Raw genomic sequence first — 17,748 nt, forward strand, 5'->3', positions numbered from 1 at the left:
TCAAATCGGACACGTAACAGTTGGCCATCGCTTCGCGATTATAGCCAATGTTACTTTGCCGTTTAATATAAACGTTAGTTGCTTAGGGAAATTTGGGTGTAAATATCCAATATAATGGAGTATCAATGAAAATCGACTCATCAATAGCCATAATTATTGGATGCACAATTATTGCTGCTTCAATCTATTTTAGTCTGACTGCTCATAAGTCATCATTTATGAAAAGCTGTAAAATTGAATTAGGCAAAAACTTCAAAGATAAGAATATACCTGTTTCACCACATGATTTACGCTGGACATGTGAAACTATGTTCTTAAATAACGGGAAGTTGTATTAATCAGCAACTAACAAGGCAATCAAGCAGGACTAAAAACAGTTGGCTCGCGCTCGTGCCTCGCTAATTTTAGCCAACAATTTTTAGCCTCTTATTGAGGCGTTATGTGTTACAAAGAGTTATGCGTAAAATTCTACTTTTAAGTTTTTTAACAGTGTTGTTATTCGGTTGTAAAACAACAGGCACTTACGAACAAACAAGTCTCGAATTAACTGGTTTAGAATTAATAGAACCACATTGGGGCTATCATAAATCATGGGCGCCACTGGGTAGTAAAGATGGTTATGATATGACTGATGCTCAAAAAGAGCAGCAAATAAAATCGTTAAATCAATGTGTCAAAAAACTAAAGAATTCACATACCAACAAGCCTACTCATGCTCTTCGCTCTGTTCAGCTTATAAGTTGCATGGAAAGCTTTGGCTGGCACTTGGTCGTAGAGGAACTGTTTATAACCACGTAACACATAACAAGGCGCTTAAGAACGGACAAAAAACAGTTGGCTTTTGCTCGTTCCTCGCTAATTTTAGCCAACAATTTTTTGCCGCTTAGCGTGGCGTTATATGCACTAAGGATAGTATGAAGCTTCACGATATCTTGCTGAAAGAACAAATCTCAGAGAAATTTAAATCGCCAGTTACTTTTCAACAGTATGGTGTGGATTACATAGATAAAATAGCTGAGAAAGACCCCCATATTTTATTTGAAATTGGTGCGCAAGCTTGGATGTTACATGTTGAATCAGGAGCTAAAGTTAATCCTCAAAAACTTTCGGGTGATTTTGATTCCTCAAATCCTATGCTTTATAAAAAAGTAGAAAAAATCATCAAGCGTAAAGTTATACAGGACATTTCATTTTCATACGCTGAAATAAATGATGACACAATAGATTCATCTGGTTGTATACAGTTATCACTTTGTAGGATGTGGCCTAACGATCTATATATTGCAGATGTGATCTTTTATAACCCTTATGAACCTGTTGCCGAAGACCAAAAAAAATATGAACTTCACTATTTTAAATCGTTAAATCTATTCTCAAATCATTTGGAAGTAATAAAAATTTACTGCAAAGAAAATAGAATACCAAGGATTACGTTAACAACATCGTCAAATGAGCAAATCCCATATTTTGAAAAGTTAGGGTTCAAAATAGAGAATAATAATTTTGCCAAAACAGCTTTGGAAATGGGGTTAAGCGTACCAATGTATTTAACGTGCATATAACAAGTCGTTTAAGCGGGACTTTTAACAGTTTGCCGAGTTTCGCTTCGCTCCACATTTTGGCAAACTATATAAAAGCCCCTTAACGAGGCGTTATATTACTAAATCAAAATGGAGTTCACTTCGAATATGGAAGTTAAAATTTTTACTAAATCATTAAAGCCAAAATTAAACTTTTGGATGAAACCTCTTGAAAATATCGATTGTGGCTTAGAGGATGATATTAATACTTGGTTATCGCTAAATCCTTCCATTGAAGTAAAAGAAATAATACAAACTCAAAGTGGTGGTTCATGGATGCCTTCAACAATCGTGGTAAGTGTTTGGTATCAAAAGTAATATAACAAGTCATTAAAGCAGGAAAATTTACAGTTGGCTGTTTTCACTGCGTTCAACATTTTAGCCAACTATAAATTTCCTCTTAATGAGGCGTTAGTTGCCGCAACTTGTTCGAGTTAATTTATTTATTAAACGTGCGGCATTTCACATCAAAGGATTGGTGTTTGTTTCCTTCCTTTGTTGTTTCAATTTTTAGTTTTATAAAGTCGATTTGTGCTTTTGGCTACACAGTTTTCGCCTTTGTTCTGCAAGGTAAAAACAATTAGCAAAGGCGTAAACGGCTCAAAGTTCACGTGTGGCGGCAAAGTTGCGGTGAGAGTTCTTTGATTCTTCCGTCTATTCCGTAAACGTGGTAACTTATTGTAAGTTATGTGATTTAACGCGCAGCAACTAACAAGGCAATCAAACGGACACGTAACAGTTGGCTCGGTTCCGCTTCGCTTCACATTTTAGCCAACAATTACTTTGCCGCTTATTGTGGCGTTAGGTTTAAATGAATATTCAGTGCCCAAATTGCCAAAGTATTTTGTTATCTAGAAACGACGTAAATAAGCTTTTACCTCTTAAACGATTTGGGTTATCTGAAATAAAGTGTAAAAGCTGTGGTAAATCATCCGTTTCAACGCAAACATCTAGAAGTATTTGGTTTGTTGTATTTATGGTTACCCTAATTGGTGTAATGCTTACAGGGAAACAAGTAGTAGAAGTTACAGGCCATAGCTCTGAGTTAAGCTTTATTGTTTTAGTTGTTGTTTATTTTTTTGTTAATTGGCTCTTTTCGTATATTTGGCCAAAAGTGATATCAATAGAGTTAAAGGACAGTTCGGAGTAAATTAAACCTAACAAGCAAATTAATCAGGACAAATAACAGTTGGTTTTTGCTCCTGCGTCGCTTATTTTAACCAACTGATATTTGCCCATTATTAGGGCGTTATATGCTAATAAAAATTAGCTTTAAATAAAGTGCTTTCTAGTTTAGTGTTTTACGCTAAAACTAGATTGCATCAGCATTAATAAGCATTGCCTCTTTTACCTTTTTCAAAGGTGGCAACGCTATTAATTTTTTTCAACCTTTCGTGTGTAGCGTAAAAGTTCACGGTCAGGTTTTTATATTACGGGTGACTTAAGTTCGTGCAGTGTTTGGCTACAACCACCGCTGCATATAACAAGTTGCTCAACAGGACAAATAACAGTTGGCTCGCGCTTCGCGCATTATAGCCAACCATTATTTGCCCATTAGCAAAGCGTTATGTTTTAAAGGAAAGATCGGCATGGAAGTCAACTTAATTCAAAGTGATACTAATGGTGGAAAAATAACTTCTGAGAAAATAGATTTGATTGCTAATTGTGATGAGGTTAGTAATTTAAAAATATCAGGGTTGCACCAAGACACACTTGAATATTTAATTAACAATTACGCTAGAAAAATTCATAAAATTGAATTATTCAAATGTCCTAAGGTTGAAGACCTTTCTCCTTTAGAAGATTTAATAAGCGCAAAGGTAATCGTAGTTTGGTGGAATCAAAAAGCGAAGACATTGTGGGATGTATCAAAAAATAAATGCCTTAAAAAATTACAGTTAACTGATCTTCAAAAGGTTCACAATTTAGATGAACTCAGTAATTCAACAACAATTGAAAATATACATATACAAAGTGGTATGTGGAAAGCGAACTTATATGAAACTATTGAACCGATCTCTAGTATAAAAAATTTAACTTCTTTTGGCTTTGCTGCAAATATACAAGATAACAGAATCGAGCCAATTTCTAAGATAGAAAAATTACAGGAGCTATGGTTACCACCAAAGCAATTTAAAATGGAACAGTTGACTTGGCTTAAAGCTAAATTACCAAGCAGTGTTAAATCTGATGTTTTAGCTCCATTTAAAGAAAATGCAGATTTGGGTGATGTAGTTTTATTTAATGGTAAGCGAAAACCATTTGTAAATAGAATTCAACACCCTGATAAGTTTAGGAAACTTATAAAAAAGTTTGAAGACTCTTATAATTTCTATTTAAAAAATCAAGATGCAATAGAGCCAATTTAAAACATAACAAGCCATTTCAGTGCGGGACTTTTTGCAGTTGGCTTCTCTCACTGCGTTCGTTATTTTAGCCAACAATAAAAAGCCCCTGAATGGGGCGTTATGAGTAAATGGAGTTATGAGTAGAATTTTAGTATTGGTTATAATCTTAATTCTACAAGGTTGCGGTGAATCCCAAGAACCTTGTGGTGAAGCTCGTCGATACTATGAAATAAATAATGTCACTATTTGCCCTGTTTCAATGATCAACTTGATTGCTACTCCTGAAAAATATGATGGTAAAGTTGTTTCTGTTACTGGATTTTACGCACGAGGTTTTGAACTTTCAGGTTTATTTTTTCATAAAGACGATTTAATCATCAGAAATAGGTTTAATGCCTTATGGGTTAATACAAGTTCTGATGATTCACTTCGTAATTGGGTTCCTGAAAAAGGTTCGGTGAATGAAGAGTGGTTAAGTGGTTTAGTAAGCAAAAAGGATGCAAGTGGCAACTATGTTTCAGCAATAGGTGTTTTTCGTGCAGGTGCTGCTGGCCACTTAGGAGCTTTTAGCGGGGAACTGGAGCTAATGGTTGACCTCGAACTTGTGAAGTAGTTTACTCATAACAAGCCAATAAAGATGGGACTGCTAACAGTTTGCTCGGTTCCGCTTCGCTTCACATTTTAGCAAACTATTATCAGCCCCTTATTGGGGCGTTAGGCTACTTTCATATACGGAGTTCAAATGTCAGAGTATTTTGCCAAAATCAATTGGGTTAGAGATAGCACTGAAAGTTATGTTGATAACAAATATAGCCGAGGGCATGAATGGGTTTTTGATGGTGGTGTAACCGTTCAAGCCTCTTCTTCACCTCACGTAGTTCCTTTACCTTATTCCGTTGAAGCAAATGTAGACCCAGAAGAAGCATTTGTTGCGTCTCTCTCTAGTTGCCACATGTTGTTTTTCTTATCAATCGCAGCCAAAAGAAAATATGTTGTAGATTCATATGTAGACGATGCTGTAGGTATTATGGAGAAAGATAGCGATGGTAAAATTTCAATGACTAAAGTTACACTTAGACCACATGTTCAGTTTTCGGGTGATAAAAAACCAACGATGGAGCAACTTGAAAAAATGCACCATCAATCACATGACCAATGTTTTATTGCTAACTCAGTAAAAACTGAAATTGTTACGGAAATCGTAGCCTAACAAGTCATTTCAAAGGACAAAAAACAGTTGGTTTTTGCTCCTGCGTCGCTTATTTTAACCAACTATTTTTTGCCTCTGAATGAGGCGTTAGCACTACAAGGAGATAGCGTGCGTAAATCCATATCATTTTTACTTCTAATTATTTCATTAGTTTCTTTTTCACTAAAAGCTGAAAATCATGATTACGAGGTAAATAAAGTCGAATATAAAAACTTAGTTGCTAACTTATATTTACCAAAAACTGAGAAAAAACTTCCTGTGGTAATTGCCTTTGGTGGCTTTGAGGGCGGATTAGATACTGGTAATGCTAATGGTGAAATGATCGCACCTCACGGTGTTGCTGTATTAGGATTAGCTTATTTTAAAGAAAAAGGTATTTCTCAAACGCTAGATCAAATACCAATGGAGTATTTCATTGATGCAATTAACTATTTAGAAACGCACCCTTTAATAGACTCATCTAGAATTGGTGTGGTTGGTGGCTCTAGAGGTTCAGAGGCTGCATTTTTATTAGCAAGTATGGATTCCCGTATAAAATCTATAGTTGTTACAACTCCAAGTAAGGTTGCTTGGTATGGCCTAACAATACCGAAGTCAGCTTGGACAATTGAAGGTCAAGATATTCCAGCTTTAGGCCTAGAGTTGGATTCAAATGCTAAGTTAATCGACAGATTTACTGTTGCATTAGAAAATAAAACTAACGTCAATAAGTCCTTATTTAAATTTGAAAATATTAATGGTCCAATACTTCTGATTTCAGCAGAAAGTGATCAAGTTTGGCCATCTTTTCAAATGTCTAAAGACATAGAGGTTTATTTAAAAAACAAGCATTTTAAGCATAAAGTAGTTCATAACTCTTATAAAACTGGTCACGGTTTCAGCCAAGATACAGCCCCAGAAATTAAAAAATCTATAATTAATCACTTTGTGAGTACATTGTAGTGCTAACAAGTCGTTTAAAAGGACAAAAAACAGTTGGTTTTTGCTCCTGCGTCGCTTATTTTAACCAACTATTTTTTGCCTCTTAGCGAGGCGTTATGTACTCAAGGAGAGTTAAGCACATGGATTCTAGTCCTAATTTTAATAACTACACACTAGATGAACTTTTAGATGTTCAAAATAATATTGATTCAAAGCAATACCCTGAAAGAGCTAAAGAAATTGAGCTAGCTATTTCTAATAAAATGAATGACCCAGCGGCTAAAGCCGAAATTGAAAAACTACAAGAATTAGATAAGTACGCTACATTTGGCCCTCGATTTTGGGCATCAATTATTGATGGAGTTGTTATCAGTGTTCTATCAGCAATTCTTGTTTTCTTAGGAACCCAAGCAGGAGGAGGAATACAAACAATATTAGGTTATATCGACACTGTGCAATTTGCCGTTTATTCAGTTGCTCTTCATACTCTTTACGGGCAAACCTTTGGTAAAATGGCATTAGATGTAAAAGTAGTTGATTATCTAACAGAAAATCACATTAGTTTTAAGCAGGCCTTCTTACGAGATTGTGTACCTGTCGTAATGTTAATCTTGTTATTGATTGCTTCTATATTTGTGCCAGCAGAACAGGCAGGTGAAACACCTGATTGGTTAATTTATGCAATGATGGCTTTTGGTATTTCATACTTTCTCTGGCACCTACTTGAAATAATCACAATGCTTTTCAATGAAAAAAATAGAGCGTTACATGACTTTATTGCAGGTACGGTAGTAATCCGTACATAACAAGAAAATCAACAAGGACACGTAACAGTTGGCTACGTTTCGCTTCGCTACACAATTATAGCCAACCATTACTTAGCCTGTTATTTAGGCGTTATATACCTAAAGGATTAATCAAAAGTTGCGAGTCAAACTAATATCATTTCTTAGCATCTTTATTTCAACATGGATTGTTTTGGCTGGCTCTATCGGCTTTTCATTTCGAGATGACTTTCAAATTGAACCTGATAAATCTTATTGGTTTATTTCGGTCGCTATTATTATTGCGTATTCGATTGGTTTTAAACTTATATACAAGGATTGGGGCTATAAAAAGACGTTTATTCTATTACACGTTTTACCAATAATTCTTGCTTTTATCTCTATGGCAACGCAGAGTATCGGTATATAACAAGCTAATTAATAAGGACAAAAAACAGTTTGCTGTTTTCAATGGTATGGACTCCTCACCTTTGGCCTAAATAGGTTAAGGTGAAGACGCCAATCTAAACGGAGCCCATACCATGAAAAATACTACCACTATCAGTATCGACTTAGCTAAAACAGTTTTCCAAGTCGCTTTATTTAATAAATATGGCGTATTGAAATCTAATAATAAAATGAGCCAATCTAAAATGGTTCAATTTATTGCTCAACACCCCGAAGCTTTAATTTGTATGGAGGCTTGCGGAACTGCCCATTTTTGGGGACGACGATTTCAGAAAAGTGGTCATAGAGTCTTACTAGTCCCAGCTCATATTGCTGCTAAGTATCGTACAGGTAATAAAAATGACGCTAATGATGCGCTAGCTATTTATGAGGCAATAAAACGACCTAAAACGTATTTTGTACAGGTAAAAAACCTTGACCAACAAGACTTAGCCAGCTTATTGAAATTACGACAAGGTTATATAAAGCAACGAACTCAAACCGTTAATCGAATAAGAGGTTTGGGGTTAGAGTATGGTATCAAGATCCCTAAAAGTATTGCTAAAGTACGTAAAAACCTTCCTTACTTTCTTGAAGATGCAGAAAATGAGCTAACCACATCAAGCCGGTTTATCTTAAGAGATTTATTAGATCAATTGTTGTTACTAGATACTCAGGTTGATAATGCAACGAATGCCTTGCTTACAAGAGCTAAAGAAATTCCAGTTTGTAGTCGATTGACGGCATTGCCAGGTGTTGCTTGGATAATTGCTAGTGCCTTGTATGCCAGGTTAGGTGATGGGTCAGCTTATAAATGCGGCCGAGATGCCAGTGCTAGCGTAGGTTTAGTGCCAGCTAATTCTGGGACGGGTGGTAATAATAAGTTGCTTGGTATTACGAAGAGAGGCGATAGAAGCCTACGTTCATTGCTTGTTCATGGAGCACGCTCAATTGTTAGTAGAATTAAAGATAAACAAGATGGTTTGAGTTGTTGGATAAGAGATCAACTATCAAAAAATCACTTAAATAAGACGACGGTTGCCTTGGCCAATAAGCTTGTCAGAATGGCGTGGGCTATTTTGAAAAGTGGCGAAGATTATCGAGCCCCTTTAGCTCAGTAGTGTTTGATAAACCTTGAAAAAGTAACTAAGTTAACCGAGTATAAGCAGTCGTAAAATAATATGTAAAGTGTATCAACGCACGCAAGGCAAAACCTGGGAGGAACAACGGTAGTAAAATACCTCGTTTTCGTTAAGGAGCCTTGTCAGTGGATTAAGCCATTAAGGTTCGGGGTAGCTCCCCATCAGAAACCGAATATACGTGAACTTGCTACATACATTTGAAATTAATTATTATAAACGGCTTGCTATGCAAGAGGAGTCCATATACGTTCCTCAACATTTTAGCAAACTATTTTTAGCCCATTATTAGGGCGTTAGATCGGTAACGATCTGTTGTGTGTGTTTATCGGTTAGATGATCTAATGCACTGTGTAAATAATCAGTATATTAACGCGCGCTGCTATGATGAGAAAATCTAACCGAAAAGTTGACACGCGCTATACTTCTTTCATTGTCCTTTAAGTGAGAGAACGTGAGCCTAGCGTGCCTTTGCTAAGGCGGAGCGACTCTCTCACTTAAAGGACAGCGCTTTGGGAGTATGTTCAGATCAATTTCGGTTAGTCGCGCGCTTAAGTGGTTGATTATCTGGAAAAGTTTGGTGGAGTTACCGTCTAAGTTACTTAAACGGAAAAATAACAGTTGGCCATCGCTCCGCGATTATAGCTAACCGTTATTTTCCGCTTAGCAAGGCGTTATATTTTTCACAAGGATAGGTGTTAATAATGATTAAAATATATGAACATTTTTTAAAATATTTTGTTTTAATGCTATTCACGGTGTTAGCATTCTCCGCATTTTCAGAAGAGACTTCATATAATGATGAACTTGATAGAAGGATTTACACGTTAAAAAATAAAGGACATTTCCCCGGAGTAGCTTTAGCGATTATTAAAAGTGGGATACCAACATATATCCGCACCTATGGAGAGGCTGATATAAGTAATAATATTCCAGTTTCTAGCAAAACCGTATTTGAATTAGCCTCTTTGACCAAACAGATGACTGCACTTGCTATCATGACGCTTGTTGAAGAAGAGCAACTGAGTATTGAGTCAAAATTAGTTACTTATGTTAAAGATGCGCCTAAGGAGTGGGAGAACATTACCGTTAATCAGCTCCTTTCCCATACAGCAGGTCTTTCCCATCGATTTGAAGAAACTGTAAATGGGACTTTACTCCTTGATTATAGCGTAGATGATATGTTGACTGCGGCTAAACAAACACCTATGCATGCAAAACCTGGAACTGATTGGAATTACTCAGATCAAGGCTATTTTTTACTTGGTATAATCATTGAGGCGGTTTCTCGTAAGACATTTGCTGAATATATGCATACGAAATTTTTCAAGCCACTCGGTATGAGTCAAACGCATCTTTTAGATCAGAAAAAGGTTGTGCCTTATCTTGCTCAAGGCTATGCATTGAAGAATGGTGAAATAGAACGAAATAGACGAGTTTGGCAATTTGGGTTAACTTCTCATTTTGGAGTTATGTCGTCATTAGATGATATGGTACGCTGGGAAGCTGAACTTGCTAATCCTAGCGTTATTAACCGAAAAGCATTAGAGGCAACCTGGAAATTACAGCGTACTTTTGATTCGGGCGACTCATGTGAATCATGGGGATACTCACGTGGATGGCAAGCTCATACAGTAGAAGGGCGACGAATACTTTCACACGGTGGTTATTCAGGCACTGCATATATTCGAGCCGTAGATCATAATTTCTCTATTATTGTGTTGACGAATCGTGAAGACACTCAAGACTCGTTATCCCCATTCGCACTTGGTTGGGCAGCAGCAAATTTTATAGAACCTACAATCAATGCCGACGGTTTAAGGTGTTGGGAATAGTTGCTAATAATTTTTGATCGCTTTTATCGGTAAGAGTAGATAGCGACTAATGTAATCAAAAAATATAACAAGGTATTTAAAAGTCGGACACGTAATGCTTGCTCGGTTCCGCTGCGCTGCACATTTTAGCAAACAATTATCAGCCCCTTAAATGGGCGTTATATAGCTAGGGATAGTTTTGAGTAAACTTCACTTTCATTTAATCTCATTCTTATTAATCGCTTCTTCATTTGCGCACGCTGCGACAAAGAATCAAATTGATGAATTAATCTATAAAGCACTTGAGCTCACCACTAAGAAAGAGTTTTCTAATTCTAAAACGGCATACACTGCTTTATTGAAGTACGAAGCTGATATGAATTTAAGCCAATTAGCTAATACATATAAATCACTTTTAGAGTTGAGCTATATCCTAAACAATAAAGAAGATGCTAAATACTTTGGTAATAAGCTTATCTCCCTAATCAAAAATGAACCTGATTATGTTCAATTCTATAAGCGGCTCAACTACCGCCTATGCTCTTCTGATGATTGGAGTAAATTTCAGTATGTATTTAACGATCATTGTGGTTAACTAGCTATCTAACAAGCAGTTAAAGCGGGACTTTTTACAGTTTGCTCGGTTTCGCTCCGCTTCACATTTTAGCAAACTTATAATTTTCCGCTTATGTAAGCGTTATATGCTTCAAGGAGTTTTAGCATGGTTTCCGAAATGGAGTTTCCCGTAGAAACAAAAATTAATGGTAAGGAGCAAAACTCATATTACCGTGATTCTTTTAGTGTTCAGGTCAATAAAACTAATCTTGAAGCTAAAAATGTATATCATAGCATCTTTGGTTTTTTGCCAAAACCAGTTCAAATAGCTTTATCTTTGCGTAACTCAATTGTTAAACACTTTGGATTTACAGCCAGTAACACTGAAATGAGTCTTCCTCTAGAAGATATCGAAGCTGGTAAAAAAGCAGGCTTCCTTATTATAGAAACTGTCGAACCGTCAGAAGTAATTTGTGGTGCTTATGAACCTAATATGGATATGTGGTTATCAGTTTTAAAGTTATCAGATCAAGAGTTCTCTATTTCTACTTTAGTTAATTTAAAAACTAAAACAGGCAAAGTGTATATGGCTTTTATTAAACCATTTCATAAATTAGTTGCCAAGTATTGTATAAAACAAGCACTCAAGGCAGGTCGCATATAACAAGAGACTATGGCGTCAATAGTTAATTTCATACTTTTGGCGCTTCCCACATTACTCCATCTCTTAGCATTGAATTTAAGATCACAATCATCTTTCTAATACATGCAATGATAGCCACTTTTTTAGATTTTCCTGCGTGTAGTGGTAGATTAATCAATAATAGTTAAGGTTTCCGTATGCTGTTAATGGAGACAAATACACTGCCCATTTGAAGCCTAAAATCTAGTTAATACCTTACCTTTAGAGAATTTAAAATGATTCCCTCTCTAATTTATTGAACGCTGATATTTTGTTGTTCGTTAACTGAGGTTCATAGCCCAATAAGCCCTTCCCTGCTTTGTCGAATATAATTTAGCTGATATAATTAATTCACCACACCCGACATATTGTATATGATATACCATTCGTGATACACTCTATTTAATGTGATTTTAAATAACAGGAAATATGATGGAAACAACTAGTACAGATTGGCGTTATACGGTTATGCCGGCCGTATTTACATGGCTAAAAGAATCAGAATCCGGTGCTCTTGAAATTGACCTTGAAGCAACACAACAATATGCTGCCGATATTTTAAAAGTTCAGGGGAAAAATGGTAGTAGAATGGGTGGGCTTGTCGGCTCTGGCACTCTAGGTGAGAATAGCTACTTAAGCTCTGCACAGCGTCTTTCTTTACTTAAAGCCCTTTCTGATGTTGCTAAAGAATACAATGTTCCATTGATCAGCGGCGCTGCAGCAGAAACTAAAGAAGAGCTTGCCATTATCGTTAAAGAACTAGCGACGGTTGGCGTAGATACCGTAATGGTAATGCCACCAAAAACTAAAGAAGCTCCTTCAGATGAAGAGATGTATGCATACTATGCACTTTCTGCTTCTGCGGCAAAAGAAGCTGGCGTAACAATTATGCCTTATAACAATCCTGATGCAGCCGGGTATCATGCGCTTTCAACTGATATTTTAAGAAGACTTGCTACTCTGCCTGAAGTGACTGCGCTTAAAATATCGACAACAGATGTTTCAACTATTGAAACACTAATGTTAGAAAATAAAGATTTGAAAATTTTGGCCGGTGTTGACACAGTAACTGTACATGCAGGGCTTGCTGGTGCATGCGGTGGAATTACAGGCGTAGGTTGTATATTCCCAAAAGCGAGCGTGACTATGCAGGAGTATGTTAATAATGGAGAATGGGCTGAGGCAAATAAAATTTCTCAGGCTATGAATTCCATATCATATCTTGATGCTCAGCCGTTACTTATGGAGTACCTTAAGTTTGCTTTTGGAATTCACCATAATGATACTGCTGGAGGGCTTCGCACTCTTGGTAAGCAATTAACTCAACAGCAAATTGATGATGTTAGTACAAGGTATATTCTGGCAAAAGAAAGGCTTGAAGCTCTAGATTTAATAGACTAATCCTTACAGATATATAAATAAAGCTCCGTTCACACGGAGTTTTGAGTTAACTTGGAGCCGTTTTGTTGAAATAATGAACCGGCTTTTTGTTTTGAATGCTTTTACTAAAACAGCATTGGCATTGTATCGCTACAATGTGCATATTTGGGTTAACAAATAATAACGTTTTATTTAGTATATTGGGATACCTCATACTTTGCCCTAAATTTTATATAAAAAAAGTGCCCTAGGGCACTTTTTTATACTTATTTATCTAAACTTTTGTCATTAAAATGCGTTAACTTGAACGCTATTTTTATTAAATTCAAACATATTAATTTTTCCACATTCCGCAAAATGGTTGTTTGAGCTGTAAGTGGTGTTATTTTGTGAAATATCACCTTCCCAACCTTGGCCATTTTTAACGAAAGCTTTCACTTCAAATTTATTATTAACACCTTTACTGCAATCCATGTTTACATCAAGCATCCAATAATGTTGACCCCAAAGATTCAATGCCTCTTCGCCGAAACCGTCGATGGCTGTTGTTCGTAAAGCGCCCCAGCTTGAAAGCCAAGCATTTGTTGTCCAATCTAAAGGAGTTCCTTCAGCATCACCACTTTGGTTTACTTCAGCGCCATACCAATCTAAGTAACTTTCGTTATTTTTCCAAGGGGTTGTTGTGGCATTGCGTAAATTGTTATGGCTAATTGGCATTGCACAATCAAAATTACTTCCAAGACAGTTTCTACCTAGTTGTGTATTGGCATAGTTGTGATCAATCCCGCCACGAATAAACATGTCTTGCCCGCTACTTGTTTGTGCTTTTATAAATATTATTGTACGTTGCCAATCGTCAGGGGTAATATCGCCTTCTACTTTGGCGTTTTTATGTATGGCAAAAGCATCCCACGGTGCAACATTGGCACTAATGGTTCCGTCATTATTCACGGTTATTGTCTCGCCATTACACGACTTCTCATCAGCAGATAATTCTGATTTAAGCACATTACAATAGATACCTGGTGCCATTTGAGTGCTTAAGGTGGTCGTTAAATTACTATCTTCCTTGTTGATAGCGACATAACCTGAGTTTCCTCTACCAAAGGCGATTTGATTATTACCATTGTCCCACCAATCAGTAGTACTCCAGTTATCTGTAGTATTGTTTCTGAAATCAACAGCGCCAGAAATGTAAGACCACCTATGTTCACATTGCCAGTTATCACCAAAGCATTCTACGTTGCCATTATTGTGAACAGAAACAGTAGGAGCGCCTCTATCAGTGTCACCATGATAGTCATAACTTGACATCACTTTTGGGTATCCATAGGGATAAGCGAGCATGAAAACATTCGCTAAATCATACAATCGGCCATCTTCGTAAGTGATCACATTACCACCGCCGCCATGACCACGTTGGTTATCATGATTATCAACAAAGACAACGGCTGAACTACTTGGCATAAACCCCCAAGCTTCACCAAAATTACTTAACCAAGCAAGCTTACCATTTTTAAAGGTATTACCCAGTTGAGTTGTATATTTAAATTCGGTGACAAGCCCAACCCCTGTGTATTCTGACGCGCTTATCGCTTCACCACCTTGGTCTATCACTTCTTGAAAAATAAGTGGAGAACTATTTACCTTTGATAACACGCCTTGGATATCTTCTACGGCCATATGCTTTGATGCGTCAAAGCGAAAGCCAGCTACGCCGATATTAGTCAAATCATTTAAGTAACCGGCTAAGGTTTCTTGAACATAAGTTGAGCTAGTATTTAAATCAGCTAAGCCAACGAGTTCGCAATTTTGTACCTGCCAACGATTACTGTAATTACTGATCGCACAGGTGCCATGGAAGTCTTGAGGTCCGTAATTCGGGAAGCTCTTGTTACCATAGGTGCTACCGGCGGTACCTATACCGCTGCCACTTGCCATATGATTAATAACCGCATCAACATAAATTTCGACACCAACAGCTTTACAACGATTAACCATATCAATAAATTGAGCGCGGTTACCGCCTCTACTTTCTAATTGATAACTTACTGGTTGATAGCGTGTCCACCATTGCTCTCCTTGAATATGCTCATTGGGCGGTGAAACTTGCACTGCGGCATAACCTTTTGGTCCTAAATGTTGTTCACACTCTTGGGCGATATCTAGCCAACTCCATTCGAATAAGTGTACGAATGTTGTGGGTTCTGCACTCGCTTTAAGAGGCATAACCGTTAAAACAGGTAGTGCAATAGCAATACTTAATTGTAAAAATCGTTTATTCATTATTTATCCTTATTTATTATTATTTTTTAAATTGTCAACTTTTGTTGGATATTTATTGTGTTTTATCGTTAGGGTATTATTAAAAAAGTTAATGGGGTGTAAATAGTTGCTTAAAAATTACGCAAAGTCATGAGAGGATTTGTTGAATACGTATGCAGTGTAAATATGAGCAGTGGGGATATAATGAGTCAGTGAGTTAAAAATTAAAGACGCTTTGCCACTGTTATTCGTGTGTGTTTTTGTAAAAATTAATAAAGGATTTCAGGCTATGGAGCTTTTACAATCTAGTTATAAAAAAATATCTTAGGAATAATTTGCGGAGTGACATTTCAACTAGGAGTATGTAATAAGTAAGTAAAGTCAGCCTGTAAAAATACTTATAATATTCTTTTTAACTACTTGTGTTAGTGGGTTATTACTTCACGATAATAACTCTTTCGAGGTTTGTTATTTTTTATTTAACTTTTAAGATGTCTGGCTGACCCAGTGTTAAAATTTTATTTGTATTAGGCTTTATTTGATACGACTTTCTCAATACGGAAAATCTAGGTATCAGAAAGCGTAACCGTTATTGTTAATTTTAACCTTGGGTAATACCAAGATATAAAATGTTCTAATAGAGAGGAAGCACCTAAAATAGAGAATAAAATTAAGTAAAGTAATATACAATAACTCTCAATCTAAACTTTATCATTTATAAAAAGTACTCTATAACGATGAAAAAATTATTATTAGTTTTAAGTGTTTTATTATTAACAAGCTGTTTAGGCATGCCTGACAAGGTAAAGCCGGTAAATAACTTTGAGTTAAATAAATACTTAGGTAAATGGTATGAAATTGCTCGGTTAGATCACTCCTTTGAAAGAGGTTTAAGTAATGTCAGTGCAAGTTATAGCCTGAATAAAGACGGCAGTGTAAAAGTGCTTAATAAAGGCTTTTTAAGCGCTTCCAATGAATGGCAAGAAGCTGAAGGTAAAGCCTATTTTGTCGATTCAACTGATGAAGGATATTTAAAAGTCTCGTTTTTTGGTCCTTTTTATGGCTCATATGTAGTTTTTGAGTTAGATCATGAAGGTTATCAGTATGCATTCGTTTCAGGGCCAAATAATGATTATCTTTGGTTACTCGCTAGAACTTCAAAAGTACCACCAGCCATTGTAGATAAGTTTATCTCAATGTCGCAATCGAGAGGATTCAATACCAACGAAGTTATATGGGTTGAACATGATCAATAGAAAATAACAATGAGAGCAATATGAACCAGGTTAAAGGCTTTACAATTTCAATTATTATCGTTTTGGTCGTTTTTGTGCTTACCGCTGTATCTACTGGAATTTTAATGGGATACATCGGTTTCTGGAAGAAACCATTTATCGGCGCCGTTGCCGCTTTTTCGGTAGTTGTTACTGGTTATATTTCAGCACCTAATCATAAACAAGTAGCTTGTATTGTATGGTTCATTATGGGGGCTTTAGGTGCTTGGTTTTTAGCGGGCGACTCTTTTTATCCTGAAGATCATGAGCATGCATACCAACTCTCTTACATTCCTCTTTTAAGCACTTATAGTTCGGGTTTTTTAGCGGTATTAATTTGCTTATTCTGGCATAAACAACCTAAGTAAAAGTTAAGTAATTTTGCTAACATAGCCTTGATTTAACTTAATTAAACATGTGCAACCATTTACATTAACCAATATAAAATAAAGAAAAGAAACAAAGTTACTATGAATCATTTACGTGTTTTCTTATCAATAACGTTATTCATTATCAGTGCGTATTTCCTCATTGATATTGTAATCTACAGCTTTGATTGGCTGCTTTTGTTACTGAGTATAATAGGCTTTTGTACTGCACATTATTTATGGCCAGCAAAGCATAACGATGAACAGACGTGGTACGATATATTTGAAATTGTAATTGAACTTCCCTTTAGAGCTATCGCGATGTTCTTTAGAGGTATTGGAAAGTTTTTTAAAAACTCGGATTCAAGTTTTGATATATAGTTCGGGTTTGCTATCTTTTATTAAATCAACATGTTAACAATAATTGTTTCAGATATTTTTGGTAGAACTGCTGCCTTGGAAAAGCTAGCATTAAGCATCTCAAGTAACAGTTTTATTATTGACCCGTATCAAGGCAGGAAAATGAACTTTGCAAGTGAGCAATGTGCCTATTCTCAGTTTACTAAATCACTTGGCTTAAACCAGTATAGTAAATGCCTTAACGAGTTATTATTAACGGTAAAGCAACCTATAAGGTTAATTGGATTTAGTGTTGGTGCAGCGGCCATTTGGAATGTATCAAACCAGAAATTTCAAGCTCCATATCAATTATATGAAGTTAAGCGCGCTATATGCTTTTATGGCGCTCAAATTAGACATAATACGAACATTCAACCCGCCTTCCCTATGGAATTAATTTTCCCTAAGCATGAAAATCACTTTTGCCTGCCTAAATTAATAAAGACATTATCAAATACGAGCCAACTATCTATTAGGCAAGTGCCTTACCTTCATGGCTTTATGAATTCGCATTCAATTCATTTTAATAAGCAAGCTTACGAAAGCGAAATACAGTTACTAAATAAAGAGAATAGCCACACAAAATAGTTGCATGGCTTGAG

The 17,748-nt window shown here is 36.2% G+C and carries 20 protein-coding genes and 1 pseudogene; 19 read left to right on the forward strand and 2 right to left on the reverse strand.

Annotation, left to right across the window (positions count from 1 at the left end; genetic code table 11):
- Positions 1-125: 125 nt before the first annotated feature.
- The 14 genes from D1094_RS13990 (at position 126) to D1094_RS14060 (ending at position 11,442) form a co-directional block, all read left to right on the forward strand.
- Positions 126-338, forward strand: a complete 213-nt coding sequence (locus tag D1094_RS13990) for a hypothetical protein (RefSeq protein WP_118960740.1) — start codon at positions 126-128, stop codon at positions 336-338.
- A 118-nt stretch (positions 339-456) separates the two neighbouring features.
- On the forward strand, positions 457-798 hold the full coding sequence (locus D1094_RS13995) for a hypothetical protein (protein ID WP_118960862.1): 342 nt from the start codon (positions 457-459) through the stop codon (positions 796-798).
- Between the two features lie 116 nt (positions 799-914).
- Positions 915-1,562, forward strand: a complete 648-nt coding sequence (locus tag D1094_RS14000) for a hypothetical protein (protein WP_118960741.1) — start codon at positions 915-917, stop codon at positions 1,560-1,562.
- A 126-nt stretch (positions 1,563-1,688) separates the two neighbouring features.
- Complete coding sequence (locus tag D1094_RS14005; protein WP_118960742.1) at positions 1,689-1,898, forward strand: hypothetical protein; 210 nt, start codon at positions 1,689-1,691, stop codon at positions 1,896-1,898.
- Positions 1,899-2,391: 493 nt separating this feature from the next.
- Complete coding sequence (locus D1094_RS14010; RefSeq protein ID WP_118960743.1) at positions 2,392-2,730, forward strand: hypothetical protein; 339 nt, start codon at positions 2,392-2,394, stop codon at positions 2,728-2,730.
- 439 nt (positions 2,731-3,169) lie between these two features.
- Positions 3,170-3,949, forward strand: a complete 780-nt coding sequence (locus tag D1094_RS14015) for a hypothetical protein (RefSeq protein WP_118960744.1) — start codon at positions 3,170-3,172, stop codon at positions 3,947-3,949.
- 115 nt (positions 3,950-4,064) lie between these two features.
- On the forward strand, positions 4,065-4,541 hold the full coding sequence (locus tag D1094_RS14020; RefSeq protein WP_118960745.1) for a hypothetical protein: 477 nt from the start codon (positions 4,065-4,067) through the stop codon (positions 4,539-4,541).
- 129 nt (positions 4,542-4,670) lie between these two features.
- Positions 4,671-5,138 (forward strand): OsmC family protein, encoded by a 468-nt coding sequence (locus D1094_RS14025; protein ID WP_118960746.1) that lies wholly within the window; start codon positions 4,671-4,673, stop codon positions 5,136-5,138.
- Between the two features lie 108 nt (positions 5,139-5,246).
- Positions 5,247-6,080, forward strand: coding sequence for a S9 family peptidase (locus D1094_RS14030; protein WP_182440194.1), 834 nt, complete (start codon positions 5,247-5,249; stop codon positions 6,078-6,080).
- A gap of 119 nt (positions 6,081-6,199) precedes the next feature.
- A complete protein-coding gene (locus D1094_RS14035; RefSeq protein ID WP_118960748.1) occupies positions 6,200-6,865 on the forward strand; it encodes an RDD family protein in 666 nt (221 codons plus the stop codon).
- Between the two features lie 500 nt (positions 6,866-7,365).
- Entirely contained in the window at positions 7,366-8,391 is a 1,026-nt protein-coding gene (locus D1094_RS14045) for an IS110 family transposase (RefSeq protein WP_118960750.1), read from the forward strand.
- 776 nt (positions 8,392-9,167) lie between these two features.
- The gene (locus D1094_RS14050) at positions 9,168-10,244 is read left to right on the forward strand and encodes a serine hydrolase (protein ID WP_182440195.1); all 1,077 of its coding nucleotides are present in this window, start codon (positions 9,168-9,170) and stop codon (positions 10,242-10,244) included.
- Positions 10,245-10,422: 178 nt separating this feature from the next.
- Positions 10,423-10,818 carry a hypothetical protein gene (locus D1094_RS14055; protein WP_118960752.1) on the forward strand — a complete coding sequence of 132 codons (396 nt, stop codon included), beginning with the start codon at positions 10,423-10,425 and terminating at the stop codon, positions 10,816-10,818.
- Positions 10,819-10,944: 126 nt separating this feature from the next.
- On the forward strand, positions 10,945-11,442 hold the full coding sequence (locus D1094_RS14060; RefSeq protein WP_118960753.1) for a DUF2867 domain-containing protein: 498 nt from the start codon (positions 10,945-10,947) through the stop codon (positions 11,440-11,442).
- Between the two features lie 28 nt (positions 11,443-11,470).
- On the opposite strand, the pseudogene D1094_RS14065 reads toward D1094_RS14060, so the two are convergent.
- Positions 11,471-11,578: pseudogene (locus D1094_RS14065) on the reverse strand (IS110 family transposase); the annotation flags it as partial.
- 314 nt (positions 11,579-11,892) lie between these two features.
- Here D1094_RS14065 and D1094_RS14070 point away from each other — a divergent pair.
- On the forward strand, positions 11,893-12,861 hold the full coding sequence (locus tag D1094_RS14070; RefSeq protein WP_118960754.1) for a dihydrodipicolinate synthase family protein: 969 nt from the start codon (positions 11,893-11,895) through the stop codon (positions 12,859-12,861).
- 267 nt (positions 12,862-13,128) lie between these two features.
- Here the strand turns inward: D1094_RS14070 and D1094_RS14075 are convergent, their stop codons facing one another.
- The gene (locus D1094_RS14075; protein ID WP_259337974.1) at positions 13,129-15,069 is read right to left on the reverse strand and encodes an alpha-amylase family protein; all 1,941 of its coding nucleotides are present in this window, start codon (positions 15,067-15,069) and stop codon (positions 13,129-13,131) included.
- A gap of 773 nt (positions 15,070-15,842) precedes the next feature.
- On the opposite strand from D1094_RS14075, the gene D1094_RS14080 reads away from it, so the two are divergent.
- The 4 genes from D1094_RS14080 (at position 15,843) to D1094_RS14095 (ending at position 17,734) form a co-directional block, all read left to right on the forward strand.
- A complete protein-coding gene (locus D1094_RS14080; protein ID WP_118960756.1) occupies positions 15,843-16,361 on the forward strand; it encodes a lipocalin family protein in 519 nt (172 codons plus the stop codon).
- Positions 16,362-16,381: 20 nt separating this feature from the next.
- Positions 16,382-16,747 carry a hypothetical protein gene (locus D1094_RS14085; RefSeq protein ID WP_118960757.1) on the forward strand — a complete coding sequence of 122 codons (366 nt, stop codon included), beginning with the start codon at positions 16,382-16,384 and terminating at the stop codon, positions 16,745-16,747.
- Positions 16,748-16,849: 102 nt separating this feature from the next.
- Positions 16,850-17,128 carry a hypothetical protein gene (locus D1094_RS14090; protein ID WP_118960758.1) on the forward strand — a complete coding sequence of 93 codons (279 nt, stop codon included), beginning with the start codon at positions 16,850-16,852 and terminating at the stop codon, positions 17,126-17,128.
- A gap of 30 nt (positions 17,129-17,158) precedes the next feature.
- Positions 17,159-17,734, forward strand: coding sequence for a hypothetical protein (locus tag D1094_RS14095; protein WP_118960759.1), 576 nt, complete (start codon positions 17,159-17,161; stop codon positions 17,732-17,734).
- Positions 17,735-17,748: the final 14 nt, after the last annotated feature.

Source organism: Colwellia sp. RSH04 (genome assembly GCF_003545765.1).
In the GTDB taxonomy this organism is placed as follows: Bacteria; Pseudomonadota; Gammaproteobacteria; order Enterobacterales; family Alteromonadaceae; genus Colwellia.